This is a genomic window from Candidatus Viridilinea mediisalina (assembly GCF_002532535.1).
GTDB lineage: Bacteria > Chloroflexota > Chloroflexia > Chloroflexales > Chloroflexaceae > Viridilinea > Viridilinea mediisalina.
In genome coordinates this window covers 1-18992 of the sequence record NZ_NQWI01000097.1, presented here as the reverse complement: position 1 = coordinate 18992, position 18992 = coordinate 1, and the positions used below count along the sequence as shown (strand labels likewise).

Here is an 18992-nt window from a genome sequence, read left to right as displayed (position 1 = left end):
GAAGCCAGCGGAGGGTGGCGGCGCAGCGGTGCGGGGCTTCGACAAGCTCAGCCACCGCACCACCGCGCCGCCTTAGGTTCGCTTCTTGGATCAGCTTCTGCGCCTCGATCCAGTGCTGAATGAACAAGTTCGTGCTACAATATATCACATCGAAGTGGAGGCGTGGCTGCAGATGAGGGGGTAGATATGGGGTGCCCATGAGCGAAGCATTTTATGCCCAATTGACGCCGCTGAACGATTTTATGGCGATCACTGAGGCGCAGAGTTTTACGCCGTTACCCAATGATTGGCATATTGTGGTAACCGATGTACTCGGTTCTACCCAGGCGATTGCAGCGGGGCGCTACAAGGAGGTCAATGTGCTTGGGGCGGCCTCGATTGTCGCTCTGCTCAATCTGGCTGGTTCCATTGATATTCCCTTCATCTTTGGGGGTGATGGAGCTTCGTTGGCCATTCCGCCAAGCCTGCTCGCCCCGGCCCGCACCGCACTTGCAGGCTTGCGTCGTTTGGCTAACCAGCGCTATGAGCTTGACCTACGCACGGGGATTGTGCCAGTGGCTGATCTGCGTGCTGCGGGCCAGGATGTCTGCGTGGCACGCTTGCCGCTGGCTGAACACTATACGCAGGCTATGTTTAGCGGCGGGATCGCCTATGCCGAGGATTTGATCAAAGACCCTGCGCGCAACCGCGCTTACCTGATCGCAGCCTCTGATGATCCCGATGCGCCCGACCTGAGTGGGCTTGAGTGCCGTTGGCAGGATGTGCCGAGTCGCCATGGTGAAATCATTAGCCTCCTCGTGATGGCCACTGGCTCAGAGGCAGACGAACGTGCCGCTACGATGCGGATGGTCTTGGCGGCGATTCAAAGCAGCTTTGGTAGCGACAGCGATTACCATCCGTTGGCGGTGGGCCAATTGCAAGCAACACTGCAACCAGCAGGTCTCCGCGCCGAAGCAATTCTGCGTAGCCCAACGGCCTTCGGGGCGCGCCTCAGCTACCAAGCCAAGGTCTGGCTGATGATCCTGATGATCAGGCTCTACCGCACCTACGAACATCTTCTGGGCCGCCCACCCTGGTGGGATCGCTACCGCAGCCATGCTTTTACCACCACCGACTACAAGAAGTATGACGACACACTGCGCATGGTGCTTGCGGGCAGCAGTGAACAGCGTCACAAGCTGGAAGCGCTGCTCGAAGCGCAATACCAAGCGGGCCACTTGATCTATGGGCTGCACAGCACCGACCGCGCGATCCTTACCTGTCTCGTCTTTGAGCGTATGGGCCGCCAAGTTCACTTTGTGGACGGTGCCGATGGGGGTTATGCTTTGGCCGCCCGGGCACTGAAAGAGCGCATGGCTGGGGCTACTAATACCAATCACCCTTGAACATGCCGCATCATCAAGAACGCGAAAGCTCTTTGGGACACCATAGTTCGGCAATCTACAATCTACAATCTGAGATGGCATAAATGGGAGCATGCGAGGGAAGCTAGTCCCCTCGCATGCTCCCTTATACCAATTACCATTGAACAGGCCGCATGCCTAATGACATTCAAGCGCATTGAGACGCCATGTCCGGCTATCAGCTATCGGCTATCGGCTATCGGATTTGGTATTACTTCAAGCGATCAACAAACTGCTTGCGAAACTTCGCCACTTTGGGTGCTACTACCATCTGGCAGTAGGGTTGCCGCCCGTTCTGGACAAAATACTCCTGGTGGTAGTCTTCAGCCGGGTAGAATACTGGCGCAGCAGTCACTTCAGTCACAATTGGGTTGGGCCAGAGCTTGCGTTCATTCAGTTCAGCAATCAGCGCCTGTGCGGTTGCCTGCTGTTCAGCCGAATGGTAAAAAATGACCGAGCGGTACTGCGTCCCTACATCATTGCCTTGACGGTTCAGCGTTGTGGGATCGTGAATGGCAAAGAAGACCTCTAGCAGTTCGCCGTAGCTGAGTTGCGCCGGATCGAAGCGAACCTGTACTACCTCAGCATGGCCCGTATTGCCATCACAGACCTGACGGTAGCTCGGATTGTCCACATGCCCGCCCATATAGCCAGAGACAACGTCATTGATGCCTTGGAGTTGATCAAAGACCGCTTCGAGACACCAGAAGCAGCCGCCGCCGAGGGTGGCAAGCTCTGTTTGGATATTACTCATGGAAATTCTTCTCCTTCTGCAACATTTTGCGCTGGAAATTGGCCAAGCGGATACGTAGGGCTAGTGATGTGGCAATATTCCAGATGATTGCATTGCCCAACACCGGATCGTCCTCCACCAAAGCGCGCAGGCGGTCGCGGCGCAGCACCAGAATGGTGGCCCCTTCGTCGCCAGCAGTGAGCCCCGCGCTACGACGGCCACCATCAAGTAGGGCCATTTCGCCGGTGATCTGGCCAGGTAACACGGTGTTCAAGATGTGATCGGGAACGAGGGTGCCGTCCTTCAACTCCGACCAGACTTCGATGGAGCCTTGCTGTACAATGTAGAGATCGGTACACTCCTCGTCGGGGGGGCCAATCATGGCGCCGGGGCCGTAGAAGCGCAAGCGGCACTGAGCAGCAAGGCGCGAACGTTGCGCCAGGGTCAATCCGCTACCAATATCGGAGTTGGCAAGGAAAGCAGCGGCTTGCGCGGTCAAGACATCTTGGCTAATCGAATCATCAATCCGTGTGGTCAAGACGGGCAAAGCCAAAAAGCTTGCCACAACGCGCGCTGTATACTCTGGTGCCTCAAATTGAGGCCAATGGCCAGCTTTGGGCACAATCCGCAGATCAACACCCTTCCACTCATCGGCCACCACCCCAGCATCACGCAACGGCACCGTATTATCTTCCGCGCCCCAGATCACCAAACTGGGCGTCTGAATCTCACTCAGACGCCCCCGTAAATCGTTCTGCTGCATCGCAATGAAACATTCGGCCCGTACCCGCCCCTGCCCAGGGCGGCGCGCATCGGCGCGCAAGCGCTCATACTCCTGTTGGCTGATCACACTGCGCTCGGCAAACGAAGCGGGCCGCATGAGCCGGTCGGTCACCGCAACTAACGACGGCTCTAGGGCTGAGACAATTCGCCCCGCAATGTTAAAGCGCTCCAGTGCGGTAACGGGCGCAACCGCGTAGTTGATCCAGTTGGAGAGCTTGCCACTAATCGTGGGGGCCAACAACACCATCCGATCCACCAACTCAGGGTAGTTCAACGCCGTTGTGATGCTGGTCATGCCCCCCATCGAGTGGCCAATTAGCACCGCTGGGTTGTCGCTCAACTGCTGGATGAGCTTGGCTATCACTTCGGCATAGGCCGGAATGGTGGTACGCTCGCGCAACCGTTCAGAGTTACCATAGCCTGGTAGATCAATGGCAACACAATGAAAGCGCCGACTCACCAATTCGAGTAGTGGTGAAAGTGCATACCATGAACTTGACCAACCGTGGATCATGATACAGATCTGGCCAGTCTTTGGCCCCTCTTCACGCGCATGGACACGTACCCCGTTGATGGTATAGGTGGGCATAGTGGCCTCCAAGTAGGGTAGCTACTCGCACACCTCATTATACCATTTCAGATTGTAGATTATAGATTGTAGATTGCCGAACATGGCGTCTCAATGAGCTTTAGCGTTCTTGATGATGCGGCATGTTCAACGGTAATTGGTAGCATAGCGCCTCTGGTTATCTGCATGGTATGCTTGGGGCAAGCCCCAAGGTCCACGTCAACGTTGTTGGGGCTACGCCCCAAACCCGCTTTTTTGTTGCTGTTTGGCGGCGAAGTCGCCCCCGCACCCCCACTAAAAGGAGTCTCTATGAGTGATCACGAAACCACAGACACATCTGCGGCCCCTGGTCATCCTGCGCCGCCGCTCTATATCGTTTCGGGCGGCGAAGGTGTCGTTGGTTCAGATGTGGCGCGGCTGGTACTGAGCCAGTTTGATGATGTGCGTGTGCCCGTTATTGTAGTGCCAAATGTGCGAACCCCGGAGCAGGTCAGTGAAGTTGTGGCCCAGGCGGAGGCAGCCCACGGTACGATTCTGCATACGCTCATGGAGTCGACCGTGCGCCGCGATCTGGTGCGTAAGGCGCGGGCATGCCATGTGGCTGAAATCGATCTGGTTGGCACCGTGTTGGCGCGTGTCGCAACCGTTGTGGGCAAAGAACCGATTGGTGTGCCCGGGCGCTACCGCCAGCGCCGTTCGGCCTATTTTGATCGCTTCGAAGCGATTGAGTATTCAATGCAGCATGATGATGGCGCTCGTACCAATGAATTGGAGGACGCCGAAATCGTGTTGGTCGGCATCTCACGCGTCGGTAAAACGCCCCTCAGCATGTATCTCGCCGTCTTGGGTTGGAAGGTCGCCAATATTCCACTGGTCAAAGAGATTCCCCCACCTGAAGCACTCTTTAAGCTCGACCGGCGGCGCGTGATTGGCCTGATTGTCGAGGCTGAACAGATTACCGCCCGCCGTCGCCACCGTCAGCGCCGCACCGCTATGGCTTTTGGGAGCCGCTACTTCAACCAAGAGACCACCGAGGATGAGGTGGAGTGGGCGCGCCGCCTTTTTCGTCGTCACGGCTGGGCGACGGTCAATCTCACCGATAAGTCTATCGAAGAGAGTGCTGATGAGATTATTGCCCTCATTACTCGCTGGTTTAAGCATGGGTAATACCAATTACCCTTAGAACATGTCGCATTATCAAGAACGCTAACGCCCATTGGGACGCCATGTTCTGCAATCTGCAATCTGCAATCTACAATCTGCAATCTGCAATCTACAATCTGCAATCTGCAATCTGCAATCCTCAGTACCTCTCAAATTCTCGCCACAAGATCGATAACCGCGCCCTGCTCCTGATCCTGAATAACCTGGCCGCCATTGTCTTGTACGAGGCGGATGATGGCGCGACGGTAGGTTTGGCCTAGTAGGTTGCCAATCGCGTTTTGGACTTGCTCTTCCGATGCGTGCAGCAGGGTTTCGAGACGTTCATCGAGGATGGCTTGTTGGCGTTCAGCGGCTTCGCGCAGGCGTGCTTGGGCTGCTTGGTTGGCTTGGGCTTCAGCCTGCGCGTGGGCAGCGGCGCTGATCAGTTCTTCACGGGTGGCGGCGAGGCGTGCTTGGGCCGCCCGTTCGGCTTCGTAGCGGGCGCGCGCTTCACTATGGCCGCGCCAGTTGTCGTGGTAGTAACGCCCTTCGCCCTCAACGGCTATCTCGGTGTCGAGGGTGCCTTGGAACGCCCCTTGAGCCACGGCTGCGGCCTCCACCGTTTCGCTCAGACGCGCTTGCACCTCTAGGTGGCCCGCGTCTGGGCGGTAGCGTAGGGTGATGCCATGCTCAAGCGTGAGGGTATAGCTGGCTGCATCGGCGGCCTGCCAACCGCCAAAGCCCTCATTGAGCAGCAAGCGCAACTCTTCGAGCGCAATTGGCCCCAACTCATCACCCAGGTCAATCTGGGTCTCCAGCGTAGCCTGAGCGCTCACTTCGGTCGCTGCGGTCACACGGGCCTCAATAGTGCGTTGCCACTCTTCGCGCACCGTCTCGGCCAGAGTGACAATCACGCGGCGCGGGTTGCACATGGGATTTCCTTTGGGTACTTGTTTTTTTTACCACAGAGGCACAGAGGACACAGAGTTTTTTATTTCCTCTCTCCTCTTTCCTTTCCTAGCTTCTCCTCGCAGGGGTGGCGTTGGAGTGCCGGCGTTAGCCGGCTAACGCCGGCACTCCAACGTGTGCCATCCGGCTTTTCAGACAGCTTCTCAGAACACATCAGCGCCAACCGCGCAGGCGCGCCTCTTCGTTGCCCAACAGCCCCAAGAGAACCCGTCCGCCGTCGTGGTCTTCAAAGCGGGCGCGTTCAAACCATTGCACGGTACGCACGACGCCGGGGGCGATCTCTTCGGCTTGGGGCGGGGAGATGGGCATACCAAAGAGCGCAAGGCTCTCGGCGTAGCTCTTGCCGGGCCGACCGTCAAACTCGATCCCGTTGCTGGCCCAGTAGCTGAGGAAGCTGCCACAGAGGGATTGGCCGCTCTCGGCGAAGTAGAGGCATCCGGGTAGATTGCCCGAACGGGGGAAACTGAACCAGTTGCGGCCACTGATCTGTAGCACGTCGTCACCAATGCGGCTCAATTGCACATCGTAGGGTGGCGCAAGTTCGGGATGGAACTCGAAGCGGTAGCGTTCAAAGTATTGTACCGTATAGGTACGGCCATCGCTACCGAGCGTTTGGTACTCCTCGCTGGTAGGGAAGCCAAAGATACTCAGGCCGCCCTGGTTCTCCCAGAAGCGCCGGAAGGCGCCGCGCAGGGTGTGGCCTGTTTCAGGGAAGTAACGCACGTCTGCGCCGGGCGGCGGGGGGGGCACGGGTGCAAAGGCGGGGGGCACATCAGGCGCAGGGCTTGGCGGCGGCGGATCTGGGACGGGAGCGGGCACAGGAATGGGATCGGGTGCGGGCGGCGGCGGTGGCGGCGGTGGCGGCGGTGGCGGCGGGGATGGTGGGGATGGTGGTGGCGCAGGTGCATCAAGTGGGCAGCCGTGGTAGTTGCTGGCAAGCTGTACCGCGCGGGCGAGATTGAGGCGACCCCAACCATATTCGGGATCGCGGCCAGGCGCACCACGATCATCGGCGGTAGCTTGGAGGATGCAGCGCACATCGTACCAGCCTAAATCGGGGCGCACGGAGATGACCAGCGCGGCGGCCCCGCTGACATGGGGGCTGGCAAAGGAGGTGCCAGAGGGTCGCCCGTAGCGCCCGCCGGGCAGGGTCGTCCAGAGATTCACCCCAGGCGCGACGAGATCGAGGTGGTCGCCCGTATTGGAAAAATCGGTCACGCGGTCGTCTTGGCCGGTAGCGCCCACCGCGATCACATTGGGGTAGGCGGCGGGATAGTTGGGCTGATTGCCTTCCTGGCGTTCATTACCGGAAGCAGCGACAATCACAACCCCGCGATCAACGGCATACTGCACGGCATCGCGCAGGGTGCGGCTATCTTCACCGCCGCCGAGGCTCAGGTTGACCACGCGAGCGCCACGGTCTACGGCCCAGCGCAGGCCCAGCGCAACGCCTGCATCACCGCCGGCACCGCGTGCATTGAGTACCTTCACGGGCATCAATTGGCAACCCCAACAGACACCGGCAATCCCGATGCCATTATCTGCCGTAGCGCCAATCAAGCCAGCCACGCCCGTGCCGTGGCCATTATCGTCAACGGGGGCCAAGTTGGGGGCCAAGGCATTGAAGCCAGGTACTATTTTACCCACCAGATCGGGATGTTGGGCATCTACGCCGGTATCGAGTACCGCAACGATAATGGGATCACCCGTGGTAAGCGCCCACGCATCGGGGGCTTGAATGATCGCCATATTCCACTGTTGGCCAAAGATTTCGTCGTTAGGAACACGCGCAAGGGTACGAATATAGTGAGGCTCGGCATAGATAACGGCGGGATCGCGGGCCAACTGAGCGGCTACAGCCTGGGGATCGCGCTGTGAGCCAAACTCTACGCGATAGAGCCCTTCAATCGGCAGCAAGGCCGTAGCCGCAGTGACACTCAGGCGAGTCAAGTGACGATCCAGCGTCTGGTTGGCACTACGCCCGATGGGATCGAGGTTCACACCTGGAGCGAGACGCACCAGCAGTTCGCCGGGGTAGAACTGCGGGGCATTGCCTGCCGCCACCTGCGGCCCAGGCAGACCAACCAGAACAAAGACACAAACCAAGAGGAGCAACCAGAAACGATGGCGCACAGCAGAGTCCTTTGAGTTGGAAACCGATTCTGGAATGATCATACCACGTTCGCATAACCTAGAGCTAGGTCAAAGTTTCATAGAACGAATAGGAAATATGTTCAATCTACAATCTACAATCTACAATCTGAAATGGTCTTACCGCTCCAAGTTCAAAGCCAGCAGCCGCGCCAAGAGCTCCTCGTCGCTTAGGTCGCTGGGCCAGCCATAGGCCGCCAGCACCGCCGCGTCTAGGTCGCGGTGGGCATTGGTTAGCCAGGCCGGGCGCTGGTTGTAGAGCTTGGTGAGCGTGCGGAGCTTGAGTTGCTCCGCGTCGGCCTTGGGCGGGTTGAGCCAGTTGTCGCGTAGCTCCACCAAGCGCTGCGCCGCTGCCGCAATCGCCGCCACCAGCGGATCGCCCGGTGGCTCCTGGCCCGGTGACCACGGGAAGGGGAAGGTCTCGAAACACAATGCCTTATAGGTTGGACGCCCCCCATCACTACCATCACCTTGAGGAATCGCTGTCGCCAATGTCCATACTTCGTGTACACGCGAATGGAGTACCCCGAAGAAATAGTCATCATCACGGACGAAGATGTGGAGCTTGTGATCTGGAACAACCGAGGTATCCATCCAGATGAATAGGCGATGCTTGGCCACTTCGGGGGTCACAATGACCCGCTGCAATGCTCGTGCAGCAATGGTGGCGCGCAGGCCGCGTCTTGGTTCGCCATGCATCCACCAGCGAGTACGCATGCTATCGCGCCGATTTTTGTCGCGTAACGGCTTGACGTGAGTACGCACATATTCAAAAGGTTGCTCATACAAGGCCGCTTCTTGTTCCGTCAGATCAACCCCAAAATCCACGATCCAGCCATCGCGCCAGCGGCCAACAACATCCTGCCCGCCCAGGCGACGTTTCACCACATCCGCATTGGGGCGACCGTTGGGGTTCAAGGGTGCAGCCAGCATGCGCCGTGCGGTCACCCCATCCAGCTCGAATGGCCCTGCTTTCATCATGCCGAGAAAATTGAGCCCTTTGTTTTCAGGCAGGGCTACGGCCTGCGTGGTGGCGACACTACTGGTGAGGTTGGTGTTGATCGATTCGACCGCTACGCCATTGAGGCAACGTTCCGTTTCGCTGCCATCATCAAAGCCAACCATAGCAACACGAACCGCCGCGCCACTAAGAATCCATGGGCGGTCACTCCAAGCCATAAAGATATTGCCAGTGCATTTGATCTGTTCAAGCACACGGCGATTCGCAATGCCACGAATCCCCTGGGTGGCCAACAGCCCGGCCCGTTTCGTCGTGCCTTGTGCGATCAGCGCCCGTGCCCGTTCAAACCAATAGGTTACCAGATCAGCCCCGCCGGGCACACGCTCGGCATACTGTGTACGCAAATGTTCTACATAGGTATCGCCCAATTCACCGCGCATCTTTTTGTCACCCAAAAAGGGCGGGTTCCCAACAATCACCGTGGCCTCGGGCCAGGGTGGCTCTACGGGTTGGCCAGCGGCATCATAGGTGAGCAGCGCATCCATGTGCTTAATGGTGTCGAGTGGTCTAAGGATGGGCTGGGCGGGTTGGCCAAAGCCATTATCGCGCAGCCATTGGATATAGCCGATCCAGACGGTGATCTGAGCCAATTCATGGGCATACTCATTGATCTCAATGCCGTAGAACTGCTCCGGCGAGACGCTGGGCAAGAAGCTGCCTGCGCCAAGGTCTTGGGCCAAGATAATGACCTCTTTTTCGAGATCGAGCAGTTGTTTGAGCGCCACATAGAGGAAATTGCCCGATCCACACGCGGGATCAAGTACGCGCATGGTAGCGATGTCGCCCGTGAAGCCTTTGAGCAACGCTTGCAACTCCGCTTGCAGACGCTTGGCGGCACTCCCTTTCGCCTCATTGCGGGTGGCGGCCAACGTGCGCGCCTGCTGCTGCACCTCAGCCCAGCGGCGGCGCAGCGGGGTCATCAGCACCGGCTCAATAATCAGCAGAATATCGTCGCGGCTAGTGTAGTGCGCCCCTAGTTGGCTGCGTTTCGCCGGATCGAGCGAACGCTCAAAGAGCGTACCAAGGATCGAAGGCTCAATATTCGACCAATCGAGTTCGCTCACACGCTGGAGGATCTCCATGCTGTCGCTATCAAGCGGTAGCACCTCAGCATTATCGAAGAGTTGCCCGTTGAAGTGGGGAATATCCTCCATTGAAAAAAAGCCACCGTTCTGCATCGCCGCAAAGAGCAAGCCCAATTGTTCAGTGAAGAGCGTCGTGCGGTTGCGGGTCACCCGCACCAACTTAGAAAAGAAGCCACTGGGCAACAGGCCAATATCCTCTGCAAAGAGGCAAAAGAGCAGGCGAATCAAGAAATGGGCAACGCGCTGCGGATCATTGCCATAGCGCCGCATCAGCGCCGCAATCTCAGCAAACTCACGCGCCGCCTGCTGGGTCACCAACTCAGGCGTCTGGTTAGAGCGGAACGCATCTGGTTTAAAGAAGATATTGCGTAGCGCCTGCATACCCAAGGGCTTAAGCAGATCATTCAAGTGCAGATTGAGCACCCGCTTCACCGTATTGGTGAAATTGGTATGGATCTGGATCGTCTCCATATCGCAGACGATCAGCAGAGGCGGATTTTGCAGGCTCTCACGGTACTGGAGCAACTGCTGGTAAGCCTTGTCAAGGTTTGCGTGCTTGCCCTTGTACTCCCAGGCAAAAAAGCCACGCTTCCAGACATCGGCCCACCCTTTGCCGCCATGCTGCTTCCCTGCGCCCGCCTCAAAGCTATAGCGCGTACCCTTGGGATCGTCCTCCAGGGGCGTCGGATGGGCCGCCAAATGGCAGAGATCAATGAAATGTTCTTGGTAGCCACTGCGCTCTTTAACCGTGACGTTCCGCCATTTGGCGACAAATTCTTGGGGGGTGAGTATGGTCATAGAGGTACCTCACGTTGCATTATACCCTGAGGGCAGGATAGGGTGCGCGAGGGAACCTGGTTCCCTCGCATCCTCCCGCCGTCAGGTAGGGTGCGGGGCGTAGCCCTACAACACAAGCGAAACCCAAGGGTAGGGAATGGTATAATCAAGAGAGAATCTTCGCAGAAGGCTTGCCATGCTCAACCAAGCAGAAATTGAGCGCCTACCGAGTGCATATGCGGTGGCGCACATCCAGATTGCACCCAACATTATTTTAGCGCCAATGGCGGGGGTGACCGATAGCATCTTCCGGCGCATGATTCTGCGGATGGGTGGCTGTGGCTTGGTGAGTACCGAAATGACCAATGCGGCGAGTGTGAGTCCCAAGGCTTTGCGCCGCCATGGTCTGCTCGATTTTTACCCTGAAGAGCGCCCGCTGACGATGCAGCTTTCGGGCAATGATCCCGATCTGGTGGCCAATGCGGCGCACATGGTTGAGCAGTTGGGGGCCGACATTATTGACATTAACTGTGGTTGCCCTTCGCCTAAGGTTACGGGGGGCGGGCATGGGGCGTCGTTGTTGCGCGATCTGCCTAAGATGGGGCGTGTGCTGCGGGCGGTGCGTGCTGCGGTGCAGGTGCCGCTTACCCTCAAGTTTCGGGCAGGTTGGGACGAACAGCAGTTGAACTATCTGGATACGGCGAAGCTGGCCGAGGATTGTGGTGTGGCGGCTTTGGCGCTGCATCCGCGCACCCGCGAACAGCGCTACACAGGCCAAGCCGATTGGTCGCGGGTGGCTGCGGTGAAGCGGGCGGTTGCCATTCCGGTGATTGGCAGCGGTGATGTACAGAATTGCCATGATGCGCTGGTGCGTCTGCGTGACAGTGGGGCCGACGGGGTGATGATTGGGCGGGCGGCGATGGCGAACCCCTGGATCTTTATGCAGATTGCAGACCTGCGGGCGGGAGTGACGCCCTTCCAGCCCAGCCCGGCGGATAAGCTGGATTTCCTGTTGCGCTATATGGCCATGTGTGAAGAGGAGTTGCCCGCACGCTTGGCGCTCAATAAGACGAAACAGCTCATTGGCCAGTTCGTCGTTGCACTACCTGGTGCCTCCCACCTGCGGGTCGCGGTACACCGCTCCCAGACGCTCGATCAGGCACGGGAGCAGATTATCGCCTATTTTAGTCATTTTGCTACAGCGCTCTGCGCTCAGATTTGATCGTGGCTTTGTTCTTTCGTGTTGGCGGCGAAGCCGCCAACACGAAAGAACATGGTACTTTACCGTTTGCGCCATTAGGTAGTGCCGACTTTAGTCGGCTGAGGTCGCCGACAACCCCCGGATGCCGACTAAAGTCGGCACTACGACTCAAGGAACAATGGTTACAAACCTGTCTTATGCATGATGGTTATCTCTACACCCTAGGCATCTGTGGCAGTGCCGCAGGCAGCGGCCCGGCACCGGAGTGCCTCAGTATGATGCTGGCCGCACTGCCTCCCGTGAAGCGGGCGGCCTTCTTGGGCGAGGTTTTGCTCAATCAGGCCGGGCCGAGTCTTGCTGATCCGCTGCGCGATCCGCTGTACCACGAGTTGGCCGATGCCGAAGTGTTGCTCTTAGTTACGCCTTTGTTGGGAGGGGCGCTCCCAGCGCGGCTCAGTGCCCTGGCAACCTTGCTGATCCAGAAGCCCTTGCCCAAAGCGCCAGCCTACGCTGTCTTGGTGAGCTTTAATGATCAGCCAAGGGTGGGGTTGGCCTTGTTGCAGCGTGCGCTAACAACCAACGGGATTGAATTGTTACACGAATTGTCTGTTCCCAACGAAGCCGATCTTGTCGCGTTTGGCCTTACTGCCATTGCTGCGGCTCAACAAGCCTATGGCCGGGCGCGCTTGCTCTACCCCGAGGCACTGCCATGACGAGTGATCCCCGCCCGGCAATTCCGGCGGCCAAGAACCGCCTTGGCGATGCGGCCATTTACTGGTTGTTGGCCCGCCGTTCACTCTGGAGCGATTTTCATCGGGTTTGGTTGCAGAGCTATGGGCCGCTACCCGAACCTTCGGGCGGGCCGGTGATCATCTATCTCAACCATAGCTCGTGGTGGGATGGCTACTTGATGTATGTCATCCACCGCATGGTGCTGCGCGGGCGTTTTGATTCCCATCTGCTGATGGAAGAACGGCAACTGCGGGCCTATCGCTTCTTCACATGGTCGGGTGCCTTTAGCATTAACCGCCATGATCCTGAAGATACGCGCCGCTCGCAAGCCTACGCCGCTGGGTTGCTGCGCGGCGGCAAACGGGCCCGGGCGCTCTTCATCTTCCCCCAGGGGCGCATTGTTCACCCCGACCGCCGTCCGCTGATTACCTTTCCCGGCATTGCGCGTATTATCAGCCAGGTTGGGCCAATCACCCTCTGCCCGGTGGCCCTGCGTTACGAGTTTTTGGGCCAACAGCAGCCCCACGCCTTTATCCGCATTGGCCCGACCCACCGCCCCACCGATCCCAGCGACGAGTGCGGGGTACTCGACGAGATTACCGAGCGGCTCACCCATTCCTGTGACGCCCTACGGGCTGATGTGGTGGCAGGTGCGCTTGATCGCTACCAGACTTTGCTGCGTGGTCGCCACGGGATTGACCAGCGTTTTGACCGATTGTTACGACTGATGTCGTGTGGCCGCATGAACTAGGATGTTCTTATGGATACACCAATTCTGATCTATGGTGCGAATGGTTACACAGGTGAACTGATCGCTCGCCGGGCTGTTGCGCGTGGCCTGCGGCCAACGATTGCGGGGCGCAACAGTGCGGCGATTACGGCCTTAGCGCAACGGCTTGGTCTGCCCCATGTTGTGGTGAGCCTGCATGATGCTGAGGGCTTAGAACGGGCACTCCAAGGCCACAAGGTGGTCTTGCACTGCGCTGGGCCGTTCAGTGAGACGAGCGCCCCTATGGTGGCCGCATGTCTCAATACTGGCGTCCACTATTGCGATATTACTGGTGAGTTTACGGTTTTTGAAAATCTCGCTAGTCAAGACTTTGCGGCGGTTGCGGCCAACATTATGGTGATGCCGGGGGTTGGTTTTGACGTAGTGCCCTCCGATTGTCTCGCGGCCCATTTGAAGCGGCGCTTGCCCAGTGCGACGCGGCTCGAACTTGCTTTTCGCAGCCCTGGACACACCTCGCGGGGCACCAGTACCACGGTCTTGAAGGCCATTGATCACCTGAGTGGCTACAGCGTTGTGCGGCGGGACGGGCGGATTGTGCCGATTGTGATGGGGAGCATAAACCGCGAAGTGGACTTTGGGCGCGGCCCGGTCAGTGCGACGGCCATTCCGTGGGGCGACATCACAACCGGCTACCACAGTACGGGGATTCCCAACATCACGGTTTACATTGTGCTACCCGCGTTCACCAAGCTAATCTTGCCCTTGGGCGGGCCGCTCTTGAACCTAGCGACCAAAGCACCAGTGCGGGACATCCTGCTAGGCTTGGTACGCAACATGCCTGCTGGCCCCACGAACGAGGAGCGCGCCCATGGCATCAGTATGCTTTGGGGTGAAGCGAGCGACGACGAAGGCCAGCAGGTAAGCACACGCATCCGGGCGGCTGAGGGCTACACCCTCACAGCAATGAGCGCCGTCCTGATTGCCGAGAAGATCGTAGCGGGCCAATGGCGCTCCGGCTTCCAGACGCCCTCGAAGGTCTATGGCCCCGACTTGGTGCTGGAGATCGAGGGTACCGAAAGGTTCGATAATGGCACCAACTGAGCATGAGCATCCTCTCGACACAACTGAAGAGCTATCGGCGGAGGAGCAGGCCGAACGGGAGCATGCCGAAGCCGAAGTCGCTCTGGCCCGCTTGGAGGATCGCATTGGTGCCTTCACGGCCTATACCTTAGCCAATGATTTTTTGGAGTTGCGCGAAATCTTTGCGGGTTCGTTTGAGCGCATGAAGGCGGAAGACTGGCAGCGCCGTAGCGAACGGCGGGCCCAGGGTTGGACGCGGCGGCAAGCGCTTGCCCATGTGACGGCGGTGACGGAAGCGTACAATCAGGCCATCAGCACCGCCCTAGCGGGCGAGCCGGTGGTCATTCCTGGCATGAGCGAGCGCAGCGACCTCAAAGCCTTCAACGAAGCCGCGATTGAAGCCCGCGCCGAGCTTACGGTTGAGGCATTGACCACAACGTTCCTTGATGCCCTCAGCGAATCAGCCAGCCTAGTTGCGCCCTTGAGCCTCAAAGAGATGGTACACCATGTCCCCTTACCCCATCTGAGCAGTGTCCCCACCATTGGCGAAATGTTTGGCTCCAGTTTGGCGCATGCAGGCATTATTCATGGAGCGCAACTGGCGCTAACACGCGCCCGCCCGATCTGGATCTACTTTCAACCGGGCATGATGCGCCGCCAAATTACCCGCTTTGTCCACCTGCTCGGCCTGAACTACTGGCCAGAGCGGGGCGGCGATCTGCATGCCACGATTGCCATCAACATCGCAGGGCAGGGGGGCGGCAGTTGGCTGATTCGCATCAGCCCAAGCGGTGGTCAAGGCAAAATTGGCCGCGCACGCACCAACGATGTCACCTTCTCGTTTAACAGTGCCGATCTCTTCTGCCGCATAATGACCTTTCAGAGTAGCGCGTGGCGACCGTTGCTACTCCGTCGTCTGCGGGTTGCAGGCCAGCTTGGGCTTGCGCGACGGGTGCCTCATTTCTTTATGCCTACGTGAGGGGAAGGATCGGGCTTGGGGATGCCCTAGCGGGCGTAAAGGAACGCAACAAAACCGTGGAGCCTTCGCCCCTCGCCCACAACGTGGGAGAGGCGGTGCCCGGTTGGTGAGCCTGTCGAACCAGAGCTTGCCGAAGGGGGCTAGGGGCAATACCTTTCAAATAAGCCCGCGCAAAGCCGCAAAGCCACAAAGGTTTCGCGCTCGGATGGAATCGCTGCTGCAGAGAGATATGGTCAGTATCAAGAATGTAGCGTGTCACGCAGCGTGATCCTGGGTTGTTGGAGGAATGTCCTCGTGATCACATTCGCGCCGATACGCGGCCATAACCGCATCAAATTCGTTGGCGAAGGGGTCATCCTTGAACATCCCGGCGGTTTGTGGAAAGAAGAAGGCGACAAAGGGCGGAAAATAGTGTTCTAGGGCGTACTTCCAGGCACCATCAAAATCAGCGGGGGGCATAGTCATTGGGGCTTCCTCCTCAGGGAACATGTTGCACATCCTTGTACCGTCTGAAGAGGCAAAAAGTTACGGTCGTTTTGTTTTTCTTCTGCGTTGCGTTAAGGGATCGCTACCATCTAATATTGGGCTTCTACACCCCAAGATCTGCGGGGCGTAGCGACGGCACATTCCATTGTTCGCCACACATTCATGGTGAAGGCAAACATCCCGTCGTAACACAACGTAGGGGCGTAGCAGCGGCCCTCCTCATGTAACCACAACGAAGCAGGGAGCGTATGGGCCGCTGCTACGCCCTGCCCGGCGGAGATCACCGATCCGTCGCATGCGCGGTGTGGGCCAATGGGATGGGTTGTTGCCACCACATGTATGGGCATCCCAAATGACCCCGTCCCATTGCCCCGCGAGGGCGCGATGCCCCATGGAGGGCGTAGCAGCGGCCCTTGGCTCCCGGTGTAACCATGATTCCCTTGGGGGCCGCTGCTACGCCCCTACATGTGGCGCTGCCGCCGATCGCTCCATTTTTCCAACCCCCAACCTTTCCCCCCACCCCAACCAAACTACGATCTAAAACTGCTATAATAACTCCGTCGTACTAACCCATCCCAAGGAGGTTTCCATGGCTCACCGCTTGCTCCATCCACTCGCCCTTCTGACGCTCTTCGCCCTGCTGCTCGTCGCAGCGCTGCCCGCGCCGCCCGCTGCGGCTACTGATGCGCCGACGGTGGGTGCTTTGCCGGTGGTTGAGGCGGGGGGGGATACCACCTGCGTGATCAATGCGGCAGGGCAGTTGTATTGCTGGGGGGAATTTGGGTCGGGACCTGCTGATCTCGGCGCGGTTAGCCAGGTCAGCGTCGGTGAGTCTAACACCTGTGCTATCACGGAGGCCGGGGCGTTGCACTGCTGGGGCCGAAACTGGGATAACCAGGCGAACGTACCGGACGACCTCGGCGCGGTCAGCCAGGTCAGCGCTGGTAACCATCACACCTGTGCGATCACGGCGGGCGGGGCGCTGCACTGCTGGGGATCCAACTGGGCTGGCAAGACGGACGTGCCGGAAGCCCTCGGCGCAGTCAGCCAGGTCAGTGCCGGTGGGTCTCACACTTGTGCAATTACGGCGGGCGGGGCGCTCCACTGCTGGGGCGGCAACACGGGTTGGAATGACACCGTTACTGGCCAGACGGACGTGCCGGAAGGACTCGGCGCGATCAGGCAGGTCAGCGCCGGTGGTGGGCCTTACAACCTTGAGTCTCACACCTGTGCGATCACGGCGGGCGGGGCGCTCCACTGCTGGGGCGGCAACGACTATGGCCAGACTGATGTGCCGGACGCCATCGGTATGGTCAGCCAGGTCAGCGCCGGTGGGCATCACACCTGTGCTATCACGGTGGGCGGGGCGCTGCGCTGCTGGGGCAACAACTTGTCTGGCCAGACGGACGTGCCGGAAGGACTCGGCACGGTCAGCCATGTCAGCGCCGGTTTCTTTCACACCTGTGCGCTCACGGAGGCCGGGGCGTTGCACTGCTGGGGCGCCAACCGGTATGGCCAGGCGGACTTACCGGACGCCCTCGGCGCGCTTAGCCAGGTCAGCGCCGGTTCGTCTTACACCTGTGCGATCACGGCGGGCGGGGCGCTCCACTGCTGGGGCAACAACTACTATGGCCAGACGAACGTGCCGGATACCCTCGGCGCAGTCAGCCAGGTCAGCGCCGGTGACACTAACACCTGTGCGATCACGGCGGGCGGGGCGCTCCACTGCTGGGGCGGCAACGACTATGGCCAGACGGACGTGCCGGACGCCCTCGGCGCGGTCAGCCAGGTCAGCGCCGGTTTCTCTCACACCTGTGCGATCACCGCGGGCGGGGCGCTCCACTGCTGGGGCAGGAACGACGATACCCAGACGGACGTGCCTAGCGGTCTCGGCGCGGTCAGCCAGGTCAGCGCCGGTCTCTCTCACACCTGTGCGATCACGGCGGGCGGGGCGCTGCGCTGCTGGGGCGGCAACACGGATTGGAATGACACCGTTACTGGCCAGACGGACGTGCCTAGCGATCTCGGCGCAGTCAGCCAGGTCAGCGCCGGTCGGTATCTCACCTGTGCAATTACGGAGGGCGGGGCGTTGCGCTGCTGGGGCGGCAACGAGTATGGCCAGAGGGACGTGCCTAGCGATCTCGGCGCAGTCAGCCAGGTCAGCGTCGGTGGGCGTCACACCTGTGCTATCACGGCGGGCGGGGCGCTGCACTGCTGGGGAAACAACCCGTCTGGCGAGACGGACGTGCCGGACGCCCTCGGCACGGTCAGCCAGGTCAGCGCAAGTTTCTTTCACACCTGTGCGCTCACCGCGGCCGGGGCGCTGCACTGCTGGGGCGGCAATGCGTCTGGCGAAGCCACCATCCCGCGCAACCCCCTCACCATCCAGACCGCCACGATCCGCGGGCGCGTGACTGATGCGGCGGGCGCGGGAATCGCTGGGGTGACGCTGGCGGCCCGTGGCGAGATGGCGACCACCGATGCGACGGGGAGCTATACGCTCACCAATGTGCCCCAGGGTTCGGTGACGCTGGTGGCGCTGCCGGCGCAGCGCTTTGCGCCGCCGCAGCATGCTTTTGTGCTGACGCACGATGTGGCCGCGAAGGATTTTGTGTTGGTGAGTGAGTTGGGGGCGCTGGCCGGCCAGGTGCGTGACGAGCGGGACGCGGCGCTACGCGGCGTGCGCGTGGTGGCGCAGTTGCGTCTGGCGGGTGATGAGGATCGCTGGCTGACGATGGCCTCTGCGCTGAGTGACGCCGAAGGGCGCTACGCCTTCGAGCGCCTGCCCGTGGGCAGCTACCGCGTCAGTTTCTTCGATCCCGCCACCCACCGCAGCCAGTTCTACAACCAGCAGGCGAGTGCGGCCCAAGCCGACCTCGTGACGGTGGCGAAGGATGCGACCACCAACAACATCGATGCCGTTTTCCAGCGTCCGTTGGCCTCCCGTGCGCTGATCAATGGCCATGGCGCGTCGGTGAGCACCAACCCCTCCACCGGCCAATTGGCGGTGGGGATGGCTGCGCCTCTGCGCCGCGATCTGCAGGTTGAACTGCCGCTCAGTTGCGCCGACGGTACCACGCCTACGACGGCGACGGTTACGCTGGGTAGCGCCAGTTTCCCGCTGAGCGAGACGCTCGCAGGGAGTGGCATC

14 protein-coding genes are annotated in these 18992 nt (G+C 59.6%); 8 read left to right on the top strand and 6 right to left on the bottom strand.

All coding sequences use genetic code 11. The annotated features are described in order from the left end of the window. Nucleotides 1–197: 197 nt before the first annotated feature. Entirely contained in the window at nucleotides 198–1385 is a 1188-nt protein-coding gene (locus CJ255_RS16560; protein ID WP_097645210.1) for a DUF3095 domain-containing protein, read from the top strand. A gap of 229 nt (nucleotides 1386–1614) precedes the next feature. Here CJ255_RS16560 and msrA read toward each other — a convergent pair whose 3' ends face one another. Both msrA and CJ255_RS16550 read right to left on the bottom strand, forming a co-directional pair. Further along, nucleotides 1615–2157 (bottom strand): peptide-methionine (S)-S-oxide reductase MsrA, encoded by a 543-nt coding sequence (gene msrA, locus CJ255_RS16555; RefSeq protein WP_097645209.1) that lies wholly within the window; start codon nucleotides 2155–2157, stop codon nucleotides 1615–1617. Next, on the bottom strand, nucleotides 2150–3508 hold the full coding sequence (locus CJ255_RS16550) for an alpha/beta fold hydrolase (RefSeq protein WP_097645208.1): 1359 nt from the start codon (nucleotides 3506–3508) through the stop codon (nucleotides 2150–2152). The genes msrA and CJ255_RS16550 overlap by 8 nt, the downstream gene beginning before the upstream one ends. A 288-nt stretch (nucleotides 3509–3796) precedes the next feature. On the opposite strand from CJ255_RS16550, the gene CJ255_RS16545 reads away from it, so the two are divergent. Then, on the top strand, nucleotides 3797–4654 hold the full coding sequence (locus CJ255_RS16545; protein ID WP_097645207.1) for a pyruvate, water dikinase regulatory protein: 858 nt from the start codon (nucleotides 3797–3799) through the stop codon (nucleotides 4652–4654). Nucleotides 4655–4800: 146 nt separating this feature from the next. Here the strand turns inward: CJ255_RS16545 and CJ255_RS16540 are convergent, their stop codons facing one another. The 3 genes from CJ255_RS16540 to CJ255_RS16530 form a co-directional block, all read right to left on the bottom strand. After that, complete coding sequence (locus CJ255_RS16540; RefSeq protein ID WP_097645206.1) at nucleotides 4801–5562, bottom strand: hypothetical protein; 762 nt, start codon at nucleotides 5560–5562, stop codon at nucleotides 4801–4803. Between the two features lie 190 nt (nucleotides 5563–5752). Next, a complete protein-coding gene (locus CJ255_RS16535) occupies nucleotides 5753–7732 on the bottom strand; it encodes a S8 family peptidase (RefSeq protein ID WP_245863504.1) in 1980 nt (659 codons plus the stop codon). 138 nt (nucleotides 7733–7870) lie between these two features. Continuing rightward, on the bottom strand, nucleotides 7871–10654 hold the full coding sequence (locus CJ255_RS16530; protein ID WP_097645204.1) for a class I SAM-dependent DNA methyltransferase: 2784 nt from the start codon (nucleotides 10652–10654) through the stop codon (nucleotides 7871–7873). Nucleotides 10655–10829: 175 nt separating this feature from the next. On the opposite strand from CJ255_RS16530, the gene dusB reads away from it, so the two are divergent. The 5 genes from dusB to CJ255_RS16505 all read left to right on the top strand — a co-directional run bounded on the left by dusB (nucleotide 10830) and on the right by CJ255_RS16505 (nucleotide 15355). Continuing rightward, complete coding sequence (gene dusB / locus CJ255_RS16525) at nucleotides 10830–11855, top strand: tRNA dihydrouridine synthase DusB (RefSeq protein WP_097645203.1); 1026 nt, start codon at nucleotides 10830–10832, stop codon at nucleotides 11853–11855. 176 nt (nucleotides 11856–12031) lie between these two features. Next, a complete protein-coding gene (locus CJ255_RS16520; protein ID WP_097645202.1) occupies nucleotides 12032–12547 on the top strand; it encodes a hypothetical protein in 516 nt (171 codons plus the stop codon). Then, nucleotides 12544–13317: a lysophospholipid acyltransferase family protein gene (locus tag CJ255_RS16515; RefSeq protein ID WP_097645201.1), complete on the top strand. Its 774-nt coding sequence runs from the start codon at nucleotides 12544–12546 to the stop codon at nucleotides 13315–13317. The genes CJ255_RS16520 and CJ255_RS16515 overlap by 4 nt, the downstream gene beginning before the upstream one ends. A 9-nt stretch (nucleotides 13318–13326) precedes the next feature. Continuing rightward, entirely contained in the window at nucleotides 13327–14397 is a 1071-nt protein-coding gene (locus CJ255_RS16510) for a saccharopine dehydrogenase family protein (protein ID WP_097645200.1), read from the top strand. Further along, a complete protein-coding gene (locus tag CJ255_RS16505) occupies nucleotides 14384–15355 on the top strand; it encodes a maleylpyruvate isomerase N-terminal domain-containing protein (RefSeq protein ID WP_165774758.1) in 972 nt (323 codons plus the stop codon). The genes CJ255_RS16510 and CJ255_RS16505 overlap by 14 nt, the downstream gene beginning before the upstream one ends. A gap of 255 nt (nucleotides 15356–15610) precedes the next feature. Here CJ255_RS16505 and CJ255_RS16500 read toward each other — a convergent pair whose 3' ends face one another. Then, on the bottom strand, nucleotides 15611–15844 hold the full coding sequence (locus CJ255_RS16500; RefSeq protein ID WP_097645198.1) for a hypothetical protein: 234 nt from the start codon (nucleotides 15842–15844) through the stop codon (nucleotides 15611–15613). 586 nt (nucleotides 15845–16430) lie between these two features. On the opposite strand from CJ255_RS16500, the gene CJ255_RS16495 reads away from it, so the two are divergent. Beyond that, nucleotides 16431–18992: carboxypeptidase regulatory-like domain-containing protein (locus CJ255_RS16495; RefSeq protein WP_174714076.1), on the top strand; the 2562-nt coding region annotated here is incomplete at its 3' end.